This window comes from Streptomyces sp. NPDC006544 (assembly GCF_040611715.1).
In the GTDB taxonomy this organism is placed as follows: Bacteria; Actinomycetota; Actinomycetes; order Streptomycetales; family Streptomycetaceae; genus Streptomyces.
The window spans coordinates 65,427-85,024 of the sequence record NZ_JBEXOV010000026.1; the positions used below are offsets into that span (position 1 = coordinate 65,427).

General features: G+C 71.8%; 15 protein-coding genes. 7 read left to right on the plus strand and 8 right to left on the minus strand.

Features of this window, described 5'->3' with window-relative positions; genetic code table 11:
* Nucleotides 1-38 precede the first annotated feature (38 nt).
* The gene (locus tag ABZY44_RS15260; protein WP_356653773.1) at nucleotides 39-716 is read right to left on the minus strand and encodes an MBL fold metallo-hydrolase; all 678 of its coding nucleotides are present in this window, start codon (nucleotides 714-716) and stop codon (nucleotides 39-41) included.
* Nucleotides 717-855: 139 nt separating this feature from the next.
* On the opposite strand from ABZY44_RS15260, the gene ABZY44_RS15265 reads away from it, so the two are divergent.
* Together ABZY44_RS15265 and dacB are read left to right on the plus strand one after the other, a co-directional pair.
* Entirely contained in the window at nucleotides 856-1,764 is a 909-nt protein-coding gene (locus tag ABZY44_RS15265; RefSeq protein WP_356653807.1) for a helix-turn-helix domain-containing protein, read from the plus strand.
* A 373-nt stretch (nucleotides 1,765-2,137) separates the two neighbouring features.
* On the plus strand, nucleotides 2,138-3,718 hold the full coding sequence (gene dacB, locus ABZY44_RS15270; RefSeq protein WP_356653775.1) for a D-alanyl-D-alanine carboxypeptidase/D-alanyl-D-alanine-endopeptidase: 1,581 nt from the start codon (nucleotides 2,138-2,140) through the stop codon (nucleotides 3,716-3,718).
* 23 nt (nucleotides 3,719-3,741) lie between these two features.
* Here dacB and ABZY44_RS15275 read toward each other — a convergent pair whose 3' ends face one another.
* The 6 genes from ABZY44_RS15275 to ABZY44_RS15300 all read right to left on the minus strand — a co-directional run bounded on the left by ABZY44_RS15275 (nucleotide 3,742) and on the right by ABZY44_RS15300 (nucleotide 11,004).
* Nucleotides 3,742-4,563, minus strand: a complete 822-nt coding sequence (locus ABZY44_RS15275) for an ATP-binding cassette domain-containing protein (RefSeq protein ID WP_356653809.1) — start codon at nucleotides 4,561-4,563, stop codon at nucleotides 3,742-3,744.
* Between the two features lie 68 nt (nucleotides 4,564-4,631).
* A complete protein-coding gene (locus ABZY44_RS15280) occupies nucleotides 4,632-5,606 on the minus strand; it encodes an ABC transporter ATP-binding protein (protein WP_356653777.1) in 975 nt (324 codons plus the stop codon).
* Nucleotides 5,606-6,493, minus strand: coding sequence for an ABC transporter permease (locus tag ABZY44_RS15285; RefSeq protein WP_356653779.1), 888 nt, complete (start codon nucleotides 6,491-6,493; stop codon nucleotides 5,606-5,608). The genes ABZY44_RS15280 and ABZY44_RS15285 overlap by 1 nt, the downstream gene beginning before the upstream one ends.
* On the minus strand, nucleotides 6,490-7,458 hold the full coding sequence (locus tag ABZY44_RS15290; protein WP_356653781.1) for an ABC transporter permease: 969 nt from the start codon (nucleotides 7,456-7,458) through the stop codon (nucleotides 6,490-6,492). The genes ABZY44_RS15285 and ABZY44_RS15290 overlap by 4 nt, the downstream gene beginning before the upstream one ends.
* Entirely contained in the window at nucleotides 7,455-9,131 is a 1,677-nt protein-coding gene (locus ABZY44_RS15295) for an ABC transporter substrate-binding protein (RefSeq protein WP_356653783.1), read from the minus strand. Before ABZY44_RS15295 ends, ABZY44_RS15290 begins: the two co-directional genes overlap by 4 nt.
* Nucleotides 9,132-9,309: 178 nt before the next feature.
* Entirely contained in the window at nucleotides 9,310-11,004 is a 1,695-nt protein-coding gene (locus tag ABZY44_RS15300; RefSeq protein ID WP_356653785.1) for an amidohydrolase, read from the minus strand.
* A gap of 129 nt (nucleotides 11,005-11,133) precedes the next feature.
* Here ABZY44_RS15300 and ABZY44_RS15305 point away from each other — a divergent pair, with 129 nt between their 5' ends.
* The 4 genes from ABZY44_RS15305 to ABZY44_RS15320 all read left to right on the plus strand — a co-directional run bounded on the left by ABZY44_RS15305 (nucleotide 11,134) and on the right by ABZY44_RS15320 (nucleotide 17,647).
* Nucleotides 11,134-11,829, plus strand: a complete 696-nt coding sequence (locus ABZY44_RS15305) for a helix-turn-helix domain-containing protein (RefSeq protein ID WP_356653787.1) — start codon at nucleotides 11,134-11,136, stop codon at nucleotides 11,827-11,829.
* Nucleotides 11,830-12,177: 348 nt separating this feature from the next.
* Nucleotides 12,178-13,854, plus strand: a complete 1,677-nt coding sequence (locus tag ABZY44_RS15310; RefSeq protein WP_356653789.1) for an NAD(P)/FAD-dependent oxidoreductase — start codon at nucleotides 12,178-12,180, stop codon at nucleotides 13,852-13,854.
* Between the two features lie 496 nt (nucleotides 13,855-14,350).
* Nucleotides 14,351-15,871 (plus strand): cellulase family glycosylhydrolase, encoded by a 1,521-nt coding sequence (locus ABZY44_RS15315; RefSeq protein WP_356653791.1) that lies wholly within the window; start codon nucleotides 14,351-14,353, stop codon nucleotides 15,869-15,871.
* 15 nt (nucleotides 15,872-15,886) lie between these two features.
* Nucleotides 15,887-17,647 (plus strand): glycoside hydrolase family 6 protein, encoded by a 1,761-nt coding sequence (locus ABZY44_RS15320; protein ID WP_356653793.1) that lies wholly within the window; start codon nucleotides 15,887-15,889, stop codon nucleotides 17,645-17,647.
* Nucleotides 17,648-17,757: 110 nt separating this feature from the next.
* Here ABZY44_RS15320 and ABZY44_RS15325 read toward each other — a convergent pair whose 3' ends face one another.
* On the minus strand, nucleotides 17,758-18,327 hold the full coding sequence (locus ABZY44_RS15325; protein ID WP_356653795.1) for a helix-turn-helix transcriptional regulator: 570 nt from the start codon (nucleotides 18,325-18,327) through the stop codon (nucleotides 17,758-17,760).
* Between the two features lie 394 nt (nucleotides 18,328-18,721).
* On the opposite strand from ABZY44_RS15325, the gene ABZY44_RS15330 reads away from it, so the two are divergent.
* Nucleotides 18,722-19,507 carry a hypothetical protein gene (locus ABZY44_RS15330; RefSeq protein ID WP_356653797.1) on the plus strand — a complete coding sequence of 262 codons (786 nt, stop codon included), beginning with the start codon at nucleotides 18,722-18,724 and terminating at the stop codon, nucleotides 19,505-19,507.
* Nucleotides 19,508-19,598: the final 91 nt, after the last annotated feature.

A 19,598-nucleotide genomic window follows, 5' to 3' on the forward strand; every position in this document is an offset into this window, starting at 1 on the left:
GGCGGCCCGCCGCGCGTCGCGGACCGGCAGAGCTCCGGTTAGAGCGGCACGGTGTCGCCGGCCTCGAAGGCGCCACCGTGGCCGGGGACGATCAGGTCCGCGGTGGCCAGTACCCGCTGCCGGGAGGCGCGCAGAACCTCACGGTCCGGAGCTACCGGGTCGTCGGCCGGGCCCGCCGAGTGCCACCACAGGTCTCCGGCGAACGCCACCACACCCGAGTAAGTGCCGGCCAGCAGCGTGATGTCCTCGGGACTGTGTCCCGGCGTGCGGATCAGGCGCAGCGAGGGGGTGAGTTCGTACCCCTCGGCGTCGCGGTTGTTCCACTGGTTGCCCTGGTACTCCACCTTGTGGTCGTGTACCCGGGCCCGGCCGAACAGACCTACGTTCATGGTGTTGTCCGGGTGGTGGTGGCTGAGTACCACGTCGGTGATGTCGTCGGGGCCGAGCCCCAGTGCGGCGAGCGGACCGAGGATGTCGTCGTGGCTGGCCACCATGCCCGGGTCGAAGATCACGTGGCGGCCGGCGTCGGAGATGTAGGAGACGGTGGCGGCGACCCCGGGGCCGGTGGAGCCGACGTAGCCGGTGGTCAGGATCGTGTACGCGGCGCTGCGTCCGAGCGGGGCGTCCGTCGCGGCGTTCGCCTTCGTGTCGGTCGTCGCGTCGGCCGTCGCGTCGGCCGTGGTGCTTGCCGTGGTGTTTGCCGTGGTGTTCGTCATGGCCCCCATACTTCCTGCCGGTAGGGGTGTTCACGAGTGGCACTGCTGCCGCTGATCGCAGGATTCGTGCCAGCGGTGCGACACTGGTCCCGTGCCCCCCTTCACGACTGTCGCCGCGTACGTCCCGCCCGGTGTCGGCATGCTGGCCGTCGGCATCGTCACGGAGGTGTTCGGTCCGCACGGAAAGGACGTACCCGGCTTCGACTTCGCCCTGTGCGCCGACCGGCCCGGTCCGGTCCCCACCGACCTCGGCGTACCGCTCGCGATCGCGCACGGCCTGGACCGGCTGGCCGCCGCCGACCTGGTGATCGCGCTTCCCGGAGCCGGTTTCCGCACGCCGCCCGCTCGCGCCGTGCTCGACGCCCTGTCGGCGGCGTACGAGGGCGGCGCCCTGGTCGCGGCCCACTGCGTCGGCACGTTCGCGCTCGCCGCCGCCGGGCTGCTCGACGGGCGGCGGGCGACCACCCACTGGCGGTTCGCCGAGTTGCTGGCGCACCGCCATCCGGAGGTCGTCGTGGAATCCGACGCCCTGTACATCGACGAGGGGCGGATCATCACGGGCGCCGGGGCCGCGGCGGGTTTCGACCTGTGCCTGCACCTGCTGCGGCGGGAGTACGGGGCCGCGATGGCCAACACGGTCGCCCGCGACGTGGTGTTGCCCTCGCACCGCGACGGCGGACAGGCCCAGTACCTGGCCGCTCCCGTCCCCGAGGACTGTCAGGACGAGCGCCTCTCCGAGGTGCTCGGGTGGGCCCGCGCGCACCTCCACGAGCCGCTCCCGGTCGCGGAACTGGCGCGGCGTGCCGTGATGAGCAAAAGGTCCTTCGCCCGCCGTTTCACCGCCGCGACCGGCACGACCCCGCACGCCTGGCTGCGGAACCTGCGCCTCAGCAGCGCCGAGGAACTCCTGGAGACGACGGACCTGCCCGTCGAGGAGATCGCCCGCCGGGTCGGCTACGGGAGCGCGGCCGTCCTGCGCGAGCAGTTCGTACGGCGCCGGGGTGTCCCACCCCGCTCCTACCGCCGAGCTTTCACGAGCGCGCCGTAGCGGACGGGCGGCGTGCGTACCAGCGTCGGCATGTGGGCCCACGTCCCGCCGGGGACGTGGGCCCGCACTCCCGACAGATACCCCGACTGACCCGCTTTCAGGCACTATGAGGACGACTTGGTTACTGCTGGGAGGAATCCGGCGGCTGTCCGCTCCCGCATCCGGACGCGCGCGATCGCCTGCGCAGACGCGGGTCGCGCAGGGCGCGTCGTGGACGCCTCGCCGGGGCGTACCCGCGCGCGGGCCGTCCGGGCGACGTGCGTGTCCCAGGCGGCCGTGTCAGGCTGGCGGAGTGGCCCTCATGAGACGAACGGGGCGTGCCGTGGAACGTGGAGAGCGATCCGGAGGTTCCTCCGGAGCCTTGCGTCGCCGCATGGTCAGCGGGTGCTGCGCGCTGTTGCTCCTGGCCCTGGCGCCGGGAACGGCGGCCGGTTCGGGCGGGTCGACGGACGCGGACGGTACGGACGGTCTCGACCCCCGGATCACGGAGATCATGCGGAAGCCGGAGTACCAGAACGCCCAGTGGGGGCTGCTCCAGACCGACCCGGACAGCGGGAAGGTGGTCCACAGCCAGTTCCCCGAGCAGTTCTTCATCCCCGGGTCGACCGCCAAGCTGTTCAGCGTGTCCGGGCCCTGGGACGTCCTCGGCGGGGACCACCGCTTCAAGACCCCGGTCTACGCCGTCGGCGAGCGGAGCGGGAGCACTTTGAAGGGCGACCTCGACCTGGTCGCGCAGGGCGACCTCACCATGGGGGGCAGGACCCGCCCCGACGGCACGGTCGCCTTCACCGACCTCGACCACACCTACGCCAACGACTTCCCCGGCGCCACGCTCACCCCGGAGAACCCGCTCGCCGGGATCGACCTGATCGCGCAGCAGGTACGGCGCTCCGGCATCACCCGCGTCCAGGGGGACGTGATCGTGGACAGCCGGCTCTTCCAGCCGGACCCCGTCCTGGTGCCCACGCCGACCCCGCTGATCATCAACGACAACCTCATCGACCTGTTGACCAGCCCCGGCGACCGGGTCGGCGCGGCGGCGCGGCTGGACTGGCGCCCGAAGGTCGCCCCGTACCGCGTCACCTCGACGGTGAAGACCGTGGCGGCCGGAAAGCCCACCGACATCCAGGTGACGGCCTCCCCCGACGGCACCCGGATCTCGCTGTCCGGCACGATCGCGGCCGGCGCGGCTCCGCTGCTGCGCGTCTCCGACATCACCGACCCGGCGGCCTTCGGCCGCACCGCGCTGATCGAGGCGCTGAAACGGGCCGGGGTGGAGGTCACGGCGGCCCCGACGGGGCCCAACCCGGCCGGTCGGCTGCCCGCCGCGTACGCGGGCCGCCCCCGCGTGGCCTCGTACGACTCGCCGCCCTACTCCGAGTACGCCGAGCTGATCCTCAAGGTCAGCCACAACCTGGGCGCCAACCTCGGCATCTGCCTGATGGCCGTCACGAAGGGCAGCAAGGCCTGCATGGACGGGTTCCCGGTCCTGTCCGCGTACCTGGACCGGGCGGGCGTCGACCGCAAGCAGGTGCAGCTCCTCGACGGGCGGGGCGGCAACCCCGCCGACCGGGCCACCCCGCAGTCCGAGGTGCAGATGCTGACCCATTGGACGCGCACCGCGCAGGCCGAGCAGTTCCGGAGGGCGCTGCCGATCCTCGGGGTCGACGGCCTGCTGGCCGAGAACTGCCGCGACTGCCCGGCGCGGGGCAAGGTGTTCGCCAAGACGGGCGCCGCCGTGGGGCTGGACGCGCTCAACGACCGCCTGGCCGTCGGCGCCATCACGATCGCCGGCTACCTGGACAAGGGCGACGGCCACTTCGACGTCTTCTACGCGGGCGTCAACGGCGCCTCCACGCCCACGCTGGACGTGAACGGCGTGAAGGACATCGCCGACGACCTGGCCATGATCGCCGCGTACCTCCAGGAAGCGGCCGCACGCCCGGACGGGTGAGACCGGCGCCGGCCGGTCCGCCGTCACCCCTTCCGGGCCGCGCTCAGCGGGTCCAGCTCGCGGCGGCGGCGGCTGATCGAGTCGGGGTCCCAGCCCGGACGGGGTACGGATGCCAGCAGCAGCCGGGTGTACGGGTGGTGGGGGTCGGTGAGGAGCTCGGACACCGGACGGTGTTCCATCGTCCGGCCCCGGTACATGACGAGCGCCTCGTCGCACACGTACCGGACGACGGCCAGGTCGTGGCTGACGAAGACCAGGCCGATGCCGGTGTCGCGCCGGATGTCGGAGAGCAGGTTGAGCACCTGCGCCTGCACGGACACGTCCAGGGCGGACACCGCCTCGTCCAGCACCAGGACGGCCGGTTCGACCGCCAGCGCCCGCGCGATCGCGGCGCGTTGGCGCTGGCCGCCCGAGAGGCGGCGGGGCAGCGCGGCGGCCTCCCGGTCGCCGAGCCCGACCAGGGCGAGGAGCTCGGTGACCCGTGCGGCCCGGGCCGCACGGTCGGACAGGCCGTGCAGCCGGAGCACGCCGTTGATCGTCGCCCCGATGCTCAGCCGGGCGTCCAGGGAGAGGTAGGGGTCCTGGAAGACGATCTGGACCGCCTTGGCCCGTGCCAGGCGGGCCGCCCGCCCCCGTATGGACGCGGCCAGCGGCTCGCCCCGTACGAGGATCTCGCCCGCGTCGGGGCGCTCGAGGCCGATCAGCATGCGGGCGGTGGTGGTCTTCCCCGAGCCGGACTCCCCCACGATGCCGAGCGCGCCGCCCGCCCGCAGGGAGAAGGACAGGTCGTCGACGGCGACGACCTCGGTCCCTCGGGTCCGGTAGGTCTTGCGCAGGCCGGACACGCTGAGGAGGAGTTCCGGGGCGGCCCCGCCCACGGCGTGCGTGCGTGCGTGCGTACTCGTCTCGTGGGTCAACTGACGTCCTTCCGGGTGAGTTCGGCAGCGAGGTGGCAGGCGACCTCGGCCGGTCCGTGCGCGCGCAGCTCCGGTGCGGAGCGGTCGCAGCGGCCCGGTTCGGCGAAGCGGCAGCGCGGGGCGAAGGCGCAGCCGGGAGCGGACTCCAGGAGTCCCATCGGGGCGCCGGGGATGGGGGTGAGGCGGGCGAGGGGGCCGGTGAGCGGCGGGGAGGAGCCGAGCAGGCCCGCGGTGTAGGGGTGGCGGGGCGAGGCGAAGAGCTCCGCCACGGGCGCGGTCTCGACGATCCGGCCCGCGTACATGACGTAGATCCGGTCGCTGACGGAGGCCGCGAGTTCGATGTCGTGGGTGATGAGGAGGAGCCCGAGGCCCCGTTCGCGTTGCAGCCGGCCCAGGATGGCCAGGATCTCGGCCTGGGTGCTGACGTCGAGGGCGGTGGTCGGTTCGTCGCAGAGCAGCAGCCGGGGTTCGGCGGTGAGGGCCGCGGCGATGACCACGCGCTGGAGCATGCCGCCGGAGAGCTCGTGCGGGAACTGTTCCAGGTGCCGCACCGGGTCGGGCAGGCCGACCGCTTCGAGCAGTTCGGCGGCCCGGAGGTTCGCGCGCGCCTTGGTCCAGCCGTGGACGAGGCGCAGCGGCTCGGTGAGGAAGTCCCCCACGCGGCGTACCGGGTTGATGGCGGCGCGGGGGTCCTGGTAGATCATCGCCGCTTTGTTCGTCCGTACCTCGCGCAGGCTCGCGGCGTCGGCGCCGACCAGGTCGGTCCCGTCGACGAGGACCCTGCCGCCGATCGCGGCGCCCTGGGGGAACAGGCCGAGGGCGGCGCGGGCGGTGACGGACTTGCCCGAGCCGGATTCCCCGACGAGGGCGACGACCTCGCCGGCGGCGACCGTGAGGCCGACTCCGTCGAGGACGGGGCGGGCCATGCCGGGAAGGGTGACGCGCAGGGCGTCATAGGCGAGCAGTGTCATCAGGAGTCCCTCCCGGCGAGCCGGTCGCCGAGGTCTTCCCCGACGATGTTGAAGGCGACGACGACCAGGACGACGGCGACGGCGGGCGCGATCGCGGACAGCGGTTGCCCCTGGAGCACGGCGGCCTGTCCCTGGTTGATCATGGCGCCCCAGTCGGGGGTGGGGGGCTGTACGCCGAGTCCGAGGAAGGACAGGGCGGCGAGGTCGAGCAGGGCGTAGCCGAAGTTCACCGTCGCCTGGGCGAGCAGGGTCGGGGCGATGTTGGGCAGCATCCTGCGGACGGTGACGTAGAGGGCGGAGTGGCCCTGCACCTGGTAGGCGGCGATGTACGGGCGGGTCTTCTCCTGGACGGCCAGCCCGCGGACGAGGCGTGCGGTGTACGGCATGTAGGCGACGGCCATGGCCAGCACCGGAGCCGTCATGCCCTTGCCGAAGAGGGCCACCGCGAGGATGGCCAGCAGCAGTGCGGGGAAGGCGAACAGGACGTCGAGGAAGCGGCCGACGGCCGTGTCGATCCAGCCACCGCGCCAGGCGGTGAACAGACCGACGGCGGTTCCGAGGAGGGTGGAGAACAGGACGACGGCGAGCGGGCCGGCGAGGCTGGTACGGGTGCCGGCGACGAGCGCGGAGAAGGTGTCATGGCCGCCCTGGTCGGTCCCCAGCCAGTGTTCTGCGCCCGGCCCGAGCAGGGTGTCGCCGAGTCGGCCGAAGGTCGGGTCCTGCGGGGTGATCCAGGGTCCGAGCAGGGCGACGAGCACGAACAGGACGAGGAGCGCGAGCGAGGTCCGCTGGAGCGGACTGCCGCCGAGGTGGCGCAGGCGGGCGGACCGGTCGGGCCGGACGCGCGGGGTGCGGGCCGTGGCGCCCGCTTCGGAACGTGTGCTCATCGGGTGCTCCCGGCGGCCGCCGTGCGCGGATCCATCAGGGGGTGGACGAGGTCCACGAGGGCGTTGACGACGACGAACGCGGCGACCACCAGCAGCACGATGGCCTGGACGACCTGGAAGTCCATCTGGTCCACGGACTGGACCAGCAGGGAGCCCACGCCGGACATCCCGAAGGCGGTCTCCACGATCGCGGTGCTGACCAGCATTCCGGACACCAGGAGCGCGGAGACGGTGACGATCGGTCCGAGCGCGTTGCGCAGGACGTGGCGCCGGATGACGGTGCGGCGCGGTGTCCCGCGGCTCAGGGCGACCTCGACGTGCTCGCGGCGCAGCTCGTCGAGCATGGCCGAGCGGGTCACGCGGGTCACCAGGGCCGTGAAGGTGACGGACAGGGCCACCGCCGGGAGGATCACGTGGTGCAGACGGTCCAGGGGGTCCACGCCGTTGCCGATCGTCGGGAACCAGCCCAGTTGCACCCCGAACACCGACCGCAGCAGCAGGGCGGCGACGAAGGCGGGCGCGGCCGCGCCCACCGTCACGAGCAGCATCAGCGAGCGGTCGGTGCGGCTGCCGCGGCGCAGCGCGCCGATGATGCCGGAGCCGATGCCGAACACCGCGATCATCAGGCCGGACATGGCGATCAGCAGCATGGACGAGGGCAGGCGCGACCAGATGACGGAGGAGACGTCCTGGTGGAAGAGGTAGGAGCGGCCGAAGTCGCCGTGCAGCACACCTTCCAGCCAGTTCCAGTACCGGACGAGGAACGGTTCGTCGAAGCCGTACTGGCTGCGGATCGCGGCGAGGTCCTCCGGGCTGGGGCTGCGTCCCTTGACCAGGAAGGCGGCCGGGTCCCCGGGCGCCAGGAAGAGTGAGGAGAAGACGAGGAAGGAAGTGGCGAGCAAGGTCGCCGCCATGCCGGCCAGGCGGCGCAGCACCCGTCCGGCGCGGGCCACCGCGGCCGTCATCCGTTGGCTCCGATCTCGGCCGCCCACGGGTAGTAGAGGTAGGCGATGGAGGGCTGGACGCCGGTGATCCTCTTGCCGAGGAAGACGCTCACGGGCTGGGTGTACAGGGGAAGCCAGGGCAGTTCGCGCGAGACGATCTTCTGGGCTTCGGCGTTGGCGGCCGCGTGCTCGGCGGGGTCGTAGGCTCCGACGGCCCGGTCGACGGCCGCGTCGAAGGCCGGGTCGGACCAGTTGCCGTAGTTGCTGAACGCGCCGGTCTCCAGCGAGGCGAACATGTCCAGCGGGTCGGTGATGGACGTGTACCAGAAGGTCAGGAAGAGGTCGATGCCCTCACGGGCCGCCGGGTCGGTGAAGAGGGTCGTGTACTTCTCGGCGGAGAGGGAGTCGATCTGCGGCTTCAGTCCGATGGCGGTGGCGGCCTGGGCGACGGCCTGGGTGATGATGGTCGTCTGGGAGTCCAGCGGGCTGGTCGCGATCACGATCTTCTGGCCGTTCACTCCGGCCTCGGCGGCGAGCGCCTTGGCCTTGGCCGGGTCGTACGGGTACTTCGGCAGTTCCTTCTGGAGCGCTTCGCGGGCCGCGGAGGGCGCGCCGGTCCAGAGGCTGTCGGTGACGAGCGAGTCGGAGACCTCTCCGACCCCGCCGGCGCCGGCCTTGACGATGCCCTCGCGGTCGATGGCCATGAGGAGGGCCTGGCGGACGCGGGCGTCGCCGAGGGGGCCCTTGAGGTTGCTGACCACCTCGTCGGCGACGGTGGTGTTGCGGCCGAAGTAGAGCTTTCCGGCCTGGGTGGAGCCCAGCTGGGCGTAGGCGTTCGACGGGACCATCCAGCCGCCGTCGACCTCGCCGCTCTGGAAGGCGTTGACGCGGGTGGTGGCGTCGGCGAGGAAGACGAACTTGACCTCGCCGGACTTGGCCTTCAGCTCCTGGTTCCAGTACCCGTCGAACCGCTTGAGTGTGAGCGACTGGCCCGAGGTCCAGGACCCGAACGAGAACGGGCCGGTGCAGTTCACACCCGTCTGCGGATTGCCGTAGTCCTTGCCGGACTTGGCCAGGGTGGCGGCGGACTCCACGGTGCCCGGGCCGGCGGCCAGGTACTGGTTGAAGGTGGAGTCGGGCTTCGTCAGGGTGACGGTGACTTCCATCGGGCCGCTCTTGTCGATGGACCGCACGTTCTTGTACTGGTTGGCCCAGACGCTGGCCGTCTCGGGGTCGAGGTTGCGGCGCAGCGAGGCGACGACGTCGTCCGCGGTGAGCGCCGTCCCGTCGTGGAAGCTCACGCCGGGGCGGATCTGGTAGACCCAGGTGGTGGGCGTGGGGTTGGTGTACGAGCTGGCGAGGTTGGGCGAGGTCGTCAGGTCGGGGTTCCAGCGCAGCAGGCTCTCGCAGACGTTGGAGAGGATCTGGTTGGGCGGGAAGTCGAAGGAGTAGGCGTAGTCGATGGTGGTCGGCTCCGCGTAGACGGACCAGGTGAAGGAGTCCAGGTTCGCGGTGGCGGCGGGCGTCCTGTCCGTGAGCCGGTAGGCGGTCGCCTGGTCCTTGGACGGGTGTGCGCTGCCGCTGCACGCGCTCGTGACGAGCACGGCGGCCGCGGCGAGGGCGGCCGCCACGGTGTGGCGGACGCGGCTGCGGCCGCGGCGGTGCAGTGGGGATCCCGATCGGGCTGATGACATCGTCTGGCTCCCTGAGGGGTGAGCTCGGTGGGGTGGGTGACGCTCGGCCGGTGGCGGGCCGGCCGGTGACTTCGTGGCCGGTGGGCTCGGCCGGTGGCGGCGCGGCGGGCGACTGCGCGGCCGGCGACTGCGCGGCCTGTTGACCGCGCGCCTGTGGCCGCGCAGTCCGCGGTGCGGCTCAGTCGGTGGCGGCGAAGACCAGCTCGCCGTCGATGTACGTGCGGAGCACGCGGGTTTCGGCGATCTCCATGGAGGGGTGCGCGAAGGGGTCGCGGTCCAGGACCACGAGGTCCGCGTACTTGCCCTCCTCGACGGTGCCGGTGACGTCGTCGAGGTGGTTCACCCATGCGCTGCCGGCGGTGTAGGCGGTGAGGGCCTCGGAAAGGGTCAGGGCCTGCTCCGGGAAGAACGGCGCCGCCGGCTCGAACGTCCCGGGCGAGTTGGGGGCCTCGTCGGGTACGGAGCGGTTGACGGCCACGTGGATGCCCCACAGCGGGTTGGGGCTGCTCACCGACCAGTCGCTGCCCGCGACGAGTCGGGTCCCGGCGCGCTGGAGGTCGCCGAACGGGTACTGGAGGCGGGCCCGCTCCGGTCCCAGGAAGGGGATCGTGAGCTCGTCCATCTGCGGCTCGTGGGCGGCCCACAGCGCCTGGATGTTGGCGGCGGCGTCCAGGGCCGCGAAGCGCCCGATGTCGTCGGGGTGGACGATCTGGAGGTGTGCGAGGTGGTGGCGGTTGTCGTTGGCTCCGTTGGCCGCGCGGGCCTCGGCGAGGGCGTCGAGGACCTCGCGCACGGCCCGGTCCCCGAGCGCGTGGAAGTGGAGCTGGAAGCCCGAGCGGTCGAGCCGGGACACGGCCTCGGTGAGCACCTCCGGGTCGATGAAGCTGAGCCCGGAGTTGCCGGTGGCGCAGCCGCAGCCGTCGAGGTAGGGCTCCAGCAGGCCGGCCGTGAAGTTCTCGGCGATGCCGTCCTGCATGATCTTCACGCTGGTCGCGTTGAAGCGGCCGACCCGGCCGGTGCGGCGGCGCTCCTCCAGGTCGGGTATCTGCTCCAGTCCGCGTTCGCGGTCCCACCACAGGGCACCTACGACGCGGGCGCGCAGGGAGCCCTCGCGCGCGGCGCGCAAGTAGACGCCGTAGTTGTCGGGGTTGCCGGGGAAGGCGCCGATCATGGCGTCCTGCCAGCTGGTGACGCCGAGGGAGAAGAGGTGCTCCTGGGCGGCGAGCAGTCCGGCGTGGGCCTCGTCCGGGGTCGCGATGGGTACGTGACGTGCCACCAGGTCCATGGCGCCCTCCTGGAGGGTGCCGGCCGGGCTTCCGTCCTCCTCGCGCTCGATCCGGCCGTCGGCCGGGTCGGGGGTGGTGCGGTCGACCCCCGCGAGCCGGAGCGCCAGGGTGTTGACCCAGGCTCCGTGGCCGTCCCGGTTGGTGAGCATGACGGGCCGGTCCGGGACCACCGCGTCGAGCATGGCGCGCGTCGGCGTGCCTCCGGGGAAGATGTCCATCGACCAGCCGCCGCCGCGGATCCAGGCGGCATCGGGGTGGTCCGCGGCGAATGCGGCGACCACCGCCAGGTAGCCGTCGATGGAGCGCTCCTCGCTCAGGTCGCAGCTGAGCATCTGGACGCCGGCGACCGCCGGGTGGACGTGGGCGTCCTGGAATCCGGGGACGAGGAGCCCACCCTCGAGGTCGACGATCTCGGTTCCGGCGTCCGCGAGGGAGCGCACGGTGGCCGCGTCGGCGACGGCGATGATCCGGCCGTCCGCGACGGCCACGGCGGCGTCGATCGGAGCGGGTGCGGTCCCGGTGAAGACCCGCCCTCCGACGAAGACGAGGTCGGCTCGCTGCGCGGTCCGCTGCCCTGTGTTGCCCATCGACGCATCCTCCGGCTCGGCGGGGCATGCCCGCACGGCTTGTTTGTTGAGGAGGAGTGAACGGGAGCGCAACAATGTTGTCAACGGTGTTGCGCTGCCTCTGTTCCAAATCGATACACTGGCCGCACCATGCCGAAGCCAACCGACACTCCCACCCGGTCCAAGCGCGCGGGAAGCCAGCTCACACCCGACGCGATCATCGAGGCGAGCCTGCGCATCGCCGCTCGCGGCAGCGAGGACGCCTTCACCGTCCGACGTCTCGGCGAGGAACTCGGCGCCGACCCGACCGCGATCTACCGTCACTTCCGCGACAAGGACGAGCTGTTGCTCTCCGTCGCCGACCGCACGCTCGGCGAGGTGCTCGACAGCATCCCCGAAGGCCTCGACTGGAAGGACCGGCTGCGGGCGCTCGCCGACGGCTCCCTCGAGGTCGCGCTCAGATATCCGGTGGTCGGCTCGACCATGGCCAGCCGGACCACCCGCAGGAGCAACGAGTTCCGGGTCGTGGAGCTCATCCTGGGCGCCGTGACGGAGGCGGGGCTCCGGGGAGAGGAGGCGGCCGTCCACTACCGGATGGTCGGCGACTCGCTGCTCGCCTACGTCGGCCAGCGCGCCGCCTACCTGCTGTTCGACCCGGACGTACGGGCGGCCGACGAGTCCTCCTGGAACCGCGAGTACCGCCTCGTCGACCCGGAGGGATTCCCGAACATCACCGCACTGAGCAGCGAGCTGGCCGAGGTGACGGACGAGCAGATCTTCCGGGCGCGGGTCGAAGCCCTGATCACCGCCATCGAGACCCGGGTCGAGGCACTGCGCGGGGCGTAGGCGCCCGCCGCGGTCACGCCGACCGGCCCTCCCGGTCGGCACCCTCACCCCTCCACGCCCCACCCCTCCGCGCACCCTCACCCCCTGCACGCGCCCGCGCCCCTCCACGCCCGTCCACGCGCCCGCGCTCTCCACGCCGCGCCCGGGCCCCTCCCCGCGTCGCGCCCACGCCCCTCCGCGTACTTCGCGCACTTCCGCACCCTTCCGCCGCCCCTGTCGGCCGGACCGCCCGTGCAACCTCGTTCGCGGAAGCTGGCGCAACACCGTTGACAACGACGTTGCGCCAGCGGTTCACTCCCCCTCAGCCCGAGTCCATGCCGTCCGCAGGATTTCGAAAAGAGGGATTCCATGCCCCACGTGCACCAGTCGGCCAACCGCGCCGGCATCCCCGACCCGCTGCGCCTCGCCTTTTCCGTACACGCCGAAGCCCGCCGCCGCGGCGTGCCCGTCGCCGAGGCCTTCGGCGAAAGCATGGAGATCACCCGCCGCGCACGTACCCGCCGCGCCGACGAACAGGGCTCCTCCGCCCGCACGCCGAGCCGTCGCCAGGTGCTCGGCGCGGCCGGCGCGATGGCCCTCGCCGGGGCGGTGCCCGGCGGCCTGCTCTTCCCGCGCGGCGCCTCGGCGGCCACCGGGGCCGCCGCCCCGCGCGTCGTGATCGTCGGCGCGGGACTCGCGGGCCTGCGGTGCGCACACCACCTGTGGACCCGGGGGAATCCGGTCGCCACGACGGTGTACGAGGCCGACGCCACCCGCGTCGGCGGCCGCTGCTGGTCCCTGCGCGGATTCTTCTCCGGCGGCGCGGTCCACGAGCACGGCGGCTCCTTCATCAGCTCCACCGACACCGCGATCCTCGCCCTGGCCCGTGATCTCGGCCTGCGCCGTGAGCTCGCGAACGGCGGCGCACTGAACTCCGGTGACTACGCCGCCTGGATCGACGGCGCCTCCTACCCCGGCACCGTGCAGCAGGACGACTGGATCGCCGCCGCCTACGACGCGTTCAGCGCCTCCTACGCGGCAGCCGGCACCGCTCGCTTCGACGGCTACACCCCGGAGGCGTACCGGCTGGACCACTTGTCCTGCCTCGACTACCTCGACGAGATCGGGCTCGCCCCCGGCTCCCGGCTCGGCCGGCTGATCCGCTCCCTCCAGCTCCAGGCGGGCGGCGAACCCGGCGAGACCTCCGCACTCGCGATGATCAGCTTCTTCGGGGGCTCGTCCGTGTTCGCGGGCGGCGGCTTCGACGAGAAGTACCACCTCGTCGGCGGCAACGACCAGCTCGTCACCGGGATGACGCGGCAACTCCCGGCCGGGGCGGTCCGGCTCGGGCACGAGCTCATCGCCCTGCGCCGCGGCGGCGACGGCTCGTACACCTGCGTCTTCGACCACGACGGCAGCACGGTCTCGGTACCGGCCGATCACGTGGTGCTGGCGCTGCCCTTCAGCACCCTGCGCGACGTGGACCTTTCCGGGGCAGGCCTCTCCCCGCGCAAGCTGACCGCCATCCGGCAGCAGGGGATGGGCCAGAACGCGAAGATCGTCACCGAGCTCTCCGCCAAGACCTGGCCGCGGCTCGGCTACAACGGCATCAGCAACACCGACCCGGCCGGCTACCAGACCGCCTGGGACGGCTCGGTCGCGCTCGGACCCGCCGGATCACCCGCGCTCCTCGCCGGATTCCCGGGCGGGAACACCGCTCGGGACACCCTCACCGGGGCCGCGCACGGCCCGGCGCCCACCGCGGACGTCGACTGGTTCCTCTCCCAGGTCGAGCACGTGTACCCGGGCACCAGGGCCGCGTACACGGGCAGGGCGTACGAGGACCACTGGTCGCGCGCTCCGTGGCAGCGGGGCGCCTACCAGTACTACAAAACCGGGCAGTACACCTCGATCGCAGGGTGCGAGGGACTCCAGGAAGGCCGGATCCACTTCGCGGGCGAGCACACCGACGTGAACGACTCCACGCTCAACGCGGCGGTCTCCTCCGGCGAGCGCGTCGCGAACGAGATCTCCTGCCAGCTCTGATCCGCGCCCGCGTCCGCGCACACCATCCGAGCACCTCGGCGGGGTCGTCCGCCGGGGTGCTCGTGCGTGCGTACGGGGTGCGGGGAGGTGGGGTGCGCGTACACGGGGTGCGTGTACGCGGGACGTCTGCCCGTCGGGTGCGTGGGGGCGTGGGGGCGTATACGGGATGGGCGCGACGGGCGGCCCGCGGCGTCCGGACGCCGGGCGGGCCGGCATGCGTACGGTTCTCCTCTCGGCTGCTCGGCTGCTCGGCTGGGGAAACGGGGCGCGCGAAGGACGTGGGGCACAAGCTCCGAACCAGTGGGAGCGCTCCCACTGTGCAGACGGGACGCAGCGGCGTCAAGACGCGCGAGGAGTCGAAGGCTTCCCGCGGCCAATTTCATCAACTCCCCTTTTGCTCCGCGCCGGTTGCCGCTACGGTCTGGCCCCAACCAGTGGGAGCGACTCCGTCAGTCGGCGCGCCGTCAGGGCGCGCCCTCGCTGCAAGGACTCGCTCATGCGACATCCCCCACGCCCCTTCGCGCTGCTCACAGGGGCAGCGCTCGTCACGGCGAGCTGCGCGTTCGCCGCCATGGGTACGGCCCCAGGCGCCGCGGCCGCACCCCTCTGCACGGTGGAGTACTCGGTCGTCGGCCAGTGGGCCGGCGGATTCCAAGGCGCCGTGACCGTCACCAACAACGGTTCCGCGCTGAACGGTTGGAGCCTCGGCTTCACCTTCCCGGCGGCTCAGGCCGTGAGCCAGGGCTGGGGCGCCAAGTGGTCCCAGACCGGACCGGCCGTCGTGGCCGTGAACGAGAACTGGAACGCCGGCCTCGGCACCGGCGCGAGCGCGACGACCGGTTTCATCGCCTCCTGGTCGGGCGCCAACACCGCGCCCGGCGCCTTCACGCTCAACGGAAACCTCTGCCACACCGAGCCGGGACCGGATCCGACACCCACGCCCACGCCCACACCGACGCCCACACCCACACCTCCGGACCCGACGGATCCCCCCGGTCCCGCGCCCGGCGCACCCGAGCTGAGCGTCACCGGCAACCGCCTCACCGACCAGAACGGCGCCACCCGCCGCCTTCTGGGCGTCAACCGCTCCGGCGGCGAGTTCATGTGCGTCCAGGGCAACGGCATCTTCGACGGTCCCGTCGATGACGCCGCGGTGCGTGCCATCGCCGACTGGAAGGCCAACACGGTCCGCATCCCGCTCAACGAGGAGTGCTGGCTCGGCCTCGACAACATCAAGTCCGAATACCGCGGCGCGCAGTACATCGACGCCGTCAAGGGGCTGGTCGACCGGGTCCTCGCGCACGGCATGACCCCGGTCGTCGAACTGCACTGGACCTACGGCCAGTACACCGGCAACTCCTCCGGGTGCGCCGACGTCCACGCCTCCTGCCAGAAGCCGATGCCGGACGCCCGGTACGCGCCGGCGTTCTGGACCTCGGTGGCGAACGCCTTCAAGAACGACCGGCGGATCGCCTTCGACCTGTTCAACGAGCCCTATCCGGACCGGGCGACTTCCACCACCGCGCAGGCGTGGACCTGCTGGCGCGACGGTGGCACCTGTCCGGGCATCGGCTACGAGGTCGCCGGCATGCAGGACCTGGTGGACGCCGTCCGCGCCACCGGGGCCCGCAATCTCGTACTCGTCCCGGGCATCGCGTACTCCAACGACCTGAGCCAGTGGCTCGCCCACGCCCCCGCCGACCCGACGGGCCATCTTGCCGCGGCCTGGCACGTCTACAACTTCAACACCTGCGCTGACGAAACATGTTGGGACTCTACTCTCGCCCCGGTCGCGGCCCGGGTCCCCCTGGTCGCGGGCGAGATCGGCGAGAACACCTGCGGACACGCGTTCATCGACCGCGTCATGGCGTGGTCCGACGCCCGCGCCCTCTCATACCTCGGCTGGACCTGGAACACCTGGAACTGCTCCTCGGGGCCGTCCCTGATCACCTCGTACGACGGCACGCCCACCGCATTCGGCCTCGGGTTGCGCGACCGCCTGCGCGCCCTGAACTGAAAGGCACCCCACGACATGAGCCGCACCATCCCCCGCACCGCCCTGCTGGCGGCCCTCAGTCTCGTCACGGCCGCCGGCGCCACGGCCACGGCGTTCGGTACCAGCACCGGCGCCGCCACCGCCGGCTGCAAGGTCGAATACCAGATCTCGAACCAGTGGAACACCGGCTTCGGTGCCAACGTGATCGTCACCAACACCGGTGACCCCGTCGCCGCCTGGACCCTGGAATGGTCCTACGCCAACGGCCAACAGGTCACCCAGGGCTGGAACGCCACCATCACCCAGTCCGGGGCCGCGGTGACCGCGAAGAACATGTCCTACAACGGGTCGCTGGCCACGGGCGGTTCGACGTCCTTCGGGTTCAACGGTTCACACAACGGCACGAACGCCGTCCCCGCGACCTTCAAGCTCAACGGCGTCACCTGCAACGGCGCCACCGACCCGACCCAGCCCCCCACCACACCCCCGACGACCCCGCCCACCACACCGCCCACCACGCCGCCCACCACGCCTCCGCCCACCGGCAACAAGGTCGACAACCCCTACGCCGGCGCCAAAATGTACGTGAACCCCGAGTGGTCCGCCCACGCCGCCGCCGAACCGGGCGGCAGCAGGGTGGCCAACCAGCCCACCGCCGTCTGGCTGGACCGCATCGCCCTCGTCACGGGCACCAGCGGCACGATGGGTCTGCGCGACCACCTCGACGCAGCCCTGACACAGAAGGGCAGCGGCGAACTCGTCGTCCAGCTGGTGATCTACAACCTCCCCGGACGGGACTGCTCCGCGCTCGCCTCCAACGGCGAACTGGGCCCCACCGAGATCGACAAGTACAAGACGCAGTACATCGACCCCATCGCCTCGATCCTCCGCGAAGCCAAGTACGCGGGGCTGCGGATCGTCACCACCGTCGAAATCGACTCCCTGCCCAACCTCGTCACCAACGTCTCCGGACGCCCCACCGCCACCCCCAACTGCGACACCATGAAGACCAACGGCAACTACATCAAGGGCGTCGGCTACGCCCTGAACAAACTCGGCTCCATCCCCAACGTCTACAACTACGTCGACGCCGGCCACCACGGCTGGCTCGGCTGGGACGACAACCTCGGCGCCTCCGCCGAGATGTTCAAGCAGGCCGCGACCGCCGAGGGCTCCACGCTCGCCAACGTGCACGGCTTCATCGTCAACACCGCCAACTACAGCGCCCTGAAGGAGGACAACTTCACCATCGACGACTCCGTCAACGGCACCTCCGTGCGCCAGTCGAAGTGGGTCGACTGGAACCGCTACACCGACGAGCTGTCCTACGCCCAGGGCATGCGCACCAAGCTGATCTCCCTAGGCTTCGACCCCGGCATCGGCATGCTCATCGACACCTCCCGCAACGGCTGGGGCGGCACCGCCCGCCCGACCGGACCCGGCGCGCTGACGAGCGTGGACACCTACGTCAACGGCGGCCGCTACGACCGCCGCATCCACCTCGGCAACTGGTGCAACCAGTCCGGCGCCGGACTCGGCGAACGACCCCAGGCGGCCCCCGCCGCCGGCATCGACGCCTACGTGTGGATCAAGCCCCCGGGCGAATCCGACGGCGCCAGCAAGGAAATCCCCAACAACGAGGGCAAGGGCTTCGACCGCATGTGCGACCCCACCTACACCGGCAACGCCCGCAACGGCAACAGCATGTCCGGATCCCTCCCCGACGCACCCCTCGCAGGACAATGGTTCTCCGCCCAATTCCAAGAACTCATGAAGAACGCCCACCCCGCACTCTGACCCACCCCCGATGAGCCGACAGCCCGCACAGGGCCGGCGCCGTACGGAACCTCTGGATTCCGTACGGTGCCCGGCCGCGCCGCCGGACGGGAGCGCGCGCCGCGGCCGGCTCAGGCGTCGTCGCCGCGCTGGTGACTGCGGCGGGCGTCGCGGTCGAAGATGCCCAGGAGTTCGCACGGGCCGCCCTCGGCTCCGATGGCGTGCGGCAGCATCGTGGGGAACTCCGCGGCCTGGTTCGCCTCCATCCGAATGCGTCGGTCGCCCAGCATCAGGACCGCGGTGCCGGACAGGACGACGAGCCATTCACGGCCCGGATGGGCGCGCATGCGCGCCGGGTTGTCGGGCGGCGGGTCCGTCATCCGCTGACGCACGACGCTCATCCCGGGGTCCCACCGCACCGGCCAGCGCATGCGACCGTGCGCCCCGTCGATCGTCGGGCTCGTGACGACGTCCTCGGTGGCGGTCTCGACGAGCTGGTCCAGGGAGGTGTCCAGGGCCCGAGCCAGGATGACGAGCTGGTCCAGCGCGAGGCGACGCTGGCCGTTCTCGATGCGGCTGAGCGTGGACTGGCTGACCCGGGCACGGGAGGCGAGCTCCTCCAGGGACCAGCCCTGCGCCACCCGCAGGGCCCGGATCCGGCTGCGTACCAGGCTGTCCAACTCGTCCTTGCCTTGCGTCATGGGCAATATTGTATGCACTGGCGGCAAGAGCGGTAATCGTCGCGTGCGTGTGTGCCGTCATCGTCATCGTCGATGTCGCCGTCGCCGTCGCCTGCCGCAGGCCTGCCCCTGCGACTGCTCCTGCGCGATTCCTCGGCACCCCGCGCGATCGCGAACCCCCGGAGCACACAGCCGAGTCGAGCGCACACCGGCGACGCACCACGTGCCACGGCCCGGCCAACTGCCCGCTCCCGGCGGGGGTCGGACCGAGGGCGGCAGCGCCTCTCCCGCCCACCGGTTGTCGTGGTTCCCGGTGAACCGAGGGGTACGGATCCCATCGGAGGGGAACTATCACCGCCTGATGGTGAGTACCATCCGGCAGCAACACCGCAAGGTACGAAGAGAGTGAGCAACCATGGCCGATGAGTCGGACACCACACCCATCCACAGCCGGTACGCGCAACGGTTCGCCGCTGATCTCGATGTCAACCGCAAGGAGCAGGAGAGCCTCGCCGCACAGATCACGGAGCTCGAGGCACGCCTGAAGCAGCTGAAGTCGGACGAGAGTTGGCTCAGCGGCATGCAGGGCACACTGGCCCCGGCGGCGGAGGCGACCGCGACCCGGTCCCCCGCCGCGAAGCCCGCGGCCACGCCCGTGGCCGTTCCCGGCGCCACTCCCGGAGTCGTTCCCAAGCCGCGTCAGGCGAAGAAGGCGGCCGTCGGGACGTCGCGCGCCAAGAAGGCGACGCCGGCCAAGAAGGCCGGGCGCACCACGGCCGCGCCCGTCACCGAGGTCAAGGCGCAGGCGGTGAAGGCCAAGCAGGCACCGCGCAAGGCCGACACCACGACGGCCGGGAAGGCCACCTCCCCGGCTCCCGCCAAGACCGAACCCCCGCTCCGCGAACTCGTCCTGGCCCTGCTGGTCGGCGCCGCCGAACCCCGCCTGGTCAACGAGATCACCGCGGAACTGGCCCAGGCCCACCCCGGCCGTCCGGCCTCCACGCAGGTCGTGCGCAACACCCTCGAGGCGCTCACCAAGAAGGGCGCCATCGAGAAGGAGCACAAGCAGGGCTCGGTGATGTACACGGCCACCGCCACCGCCCCCGCTTCCACCCCCGCGGGCACCCCGGCACCCGCCGCGGCCGAGGTGGGTGCCGCGGCCGCGGACGTCACGGCCGAGAAGCCGGCCGTGAAGGTCTAGGCCGTGTTTTAGGTAGCGCGGGCGGCCAGCCACTTGGTGAGGTCGCCCGCGATGCGGTCGTTGTTGGTCTCGACGGTCACGTCGTGTTCGC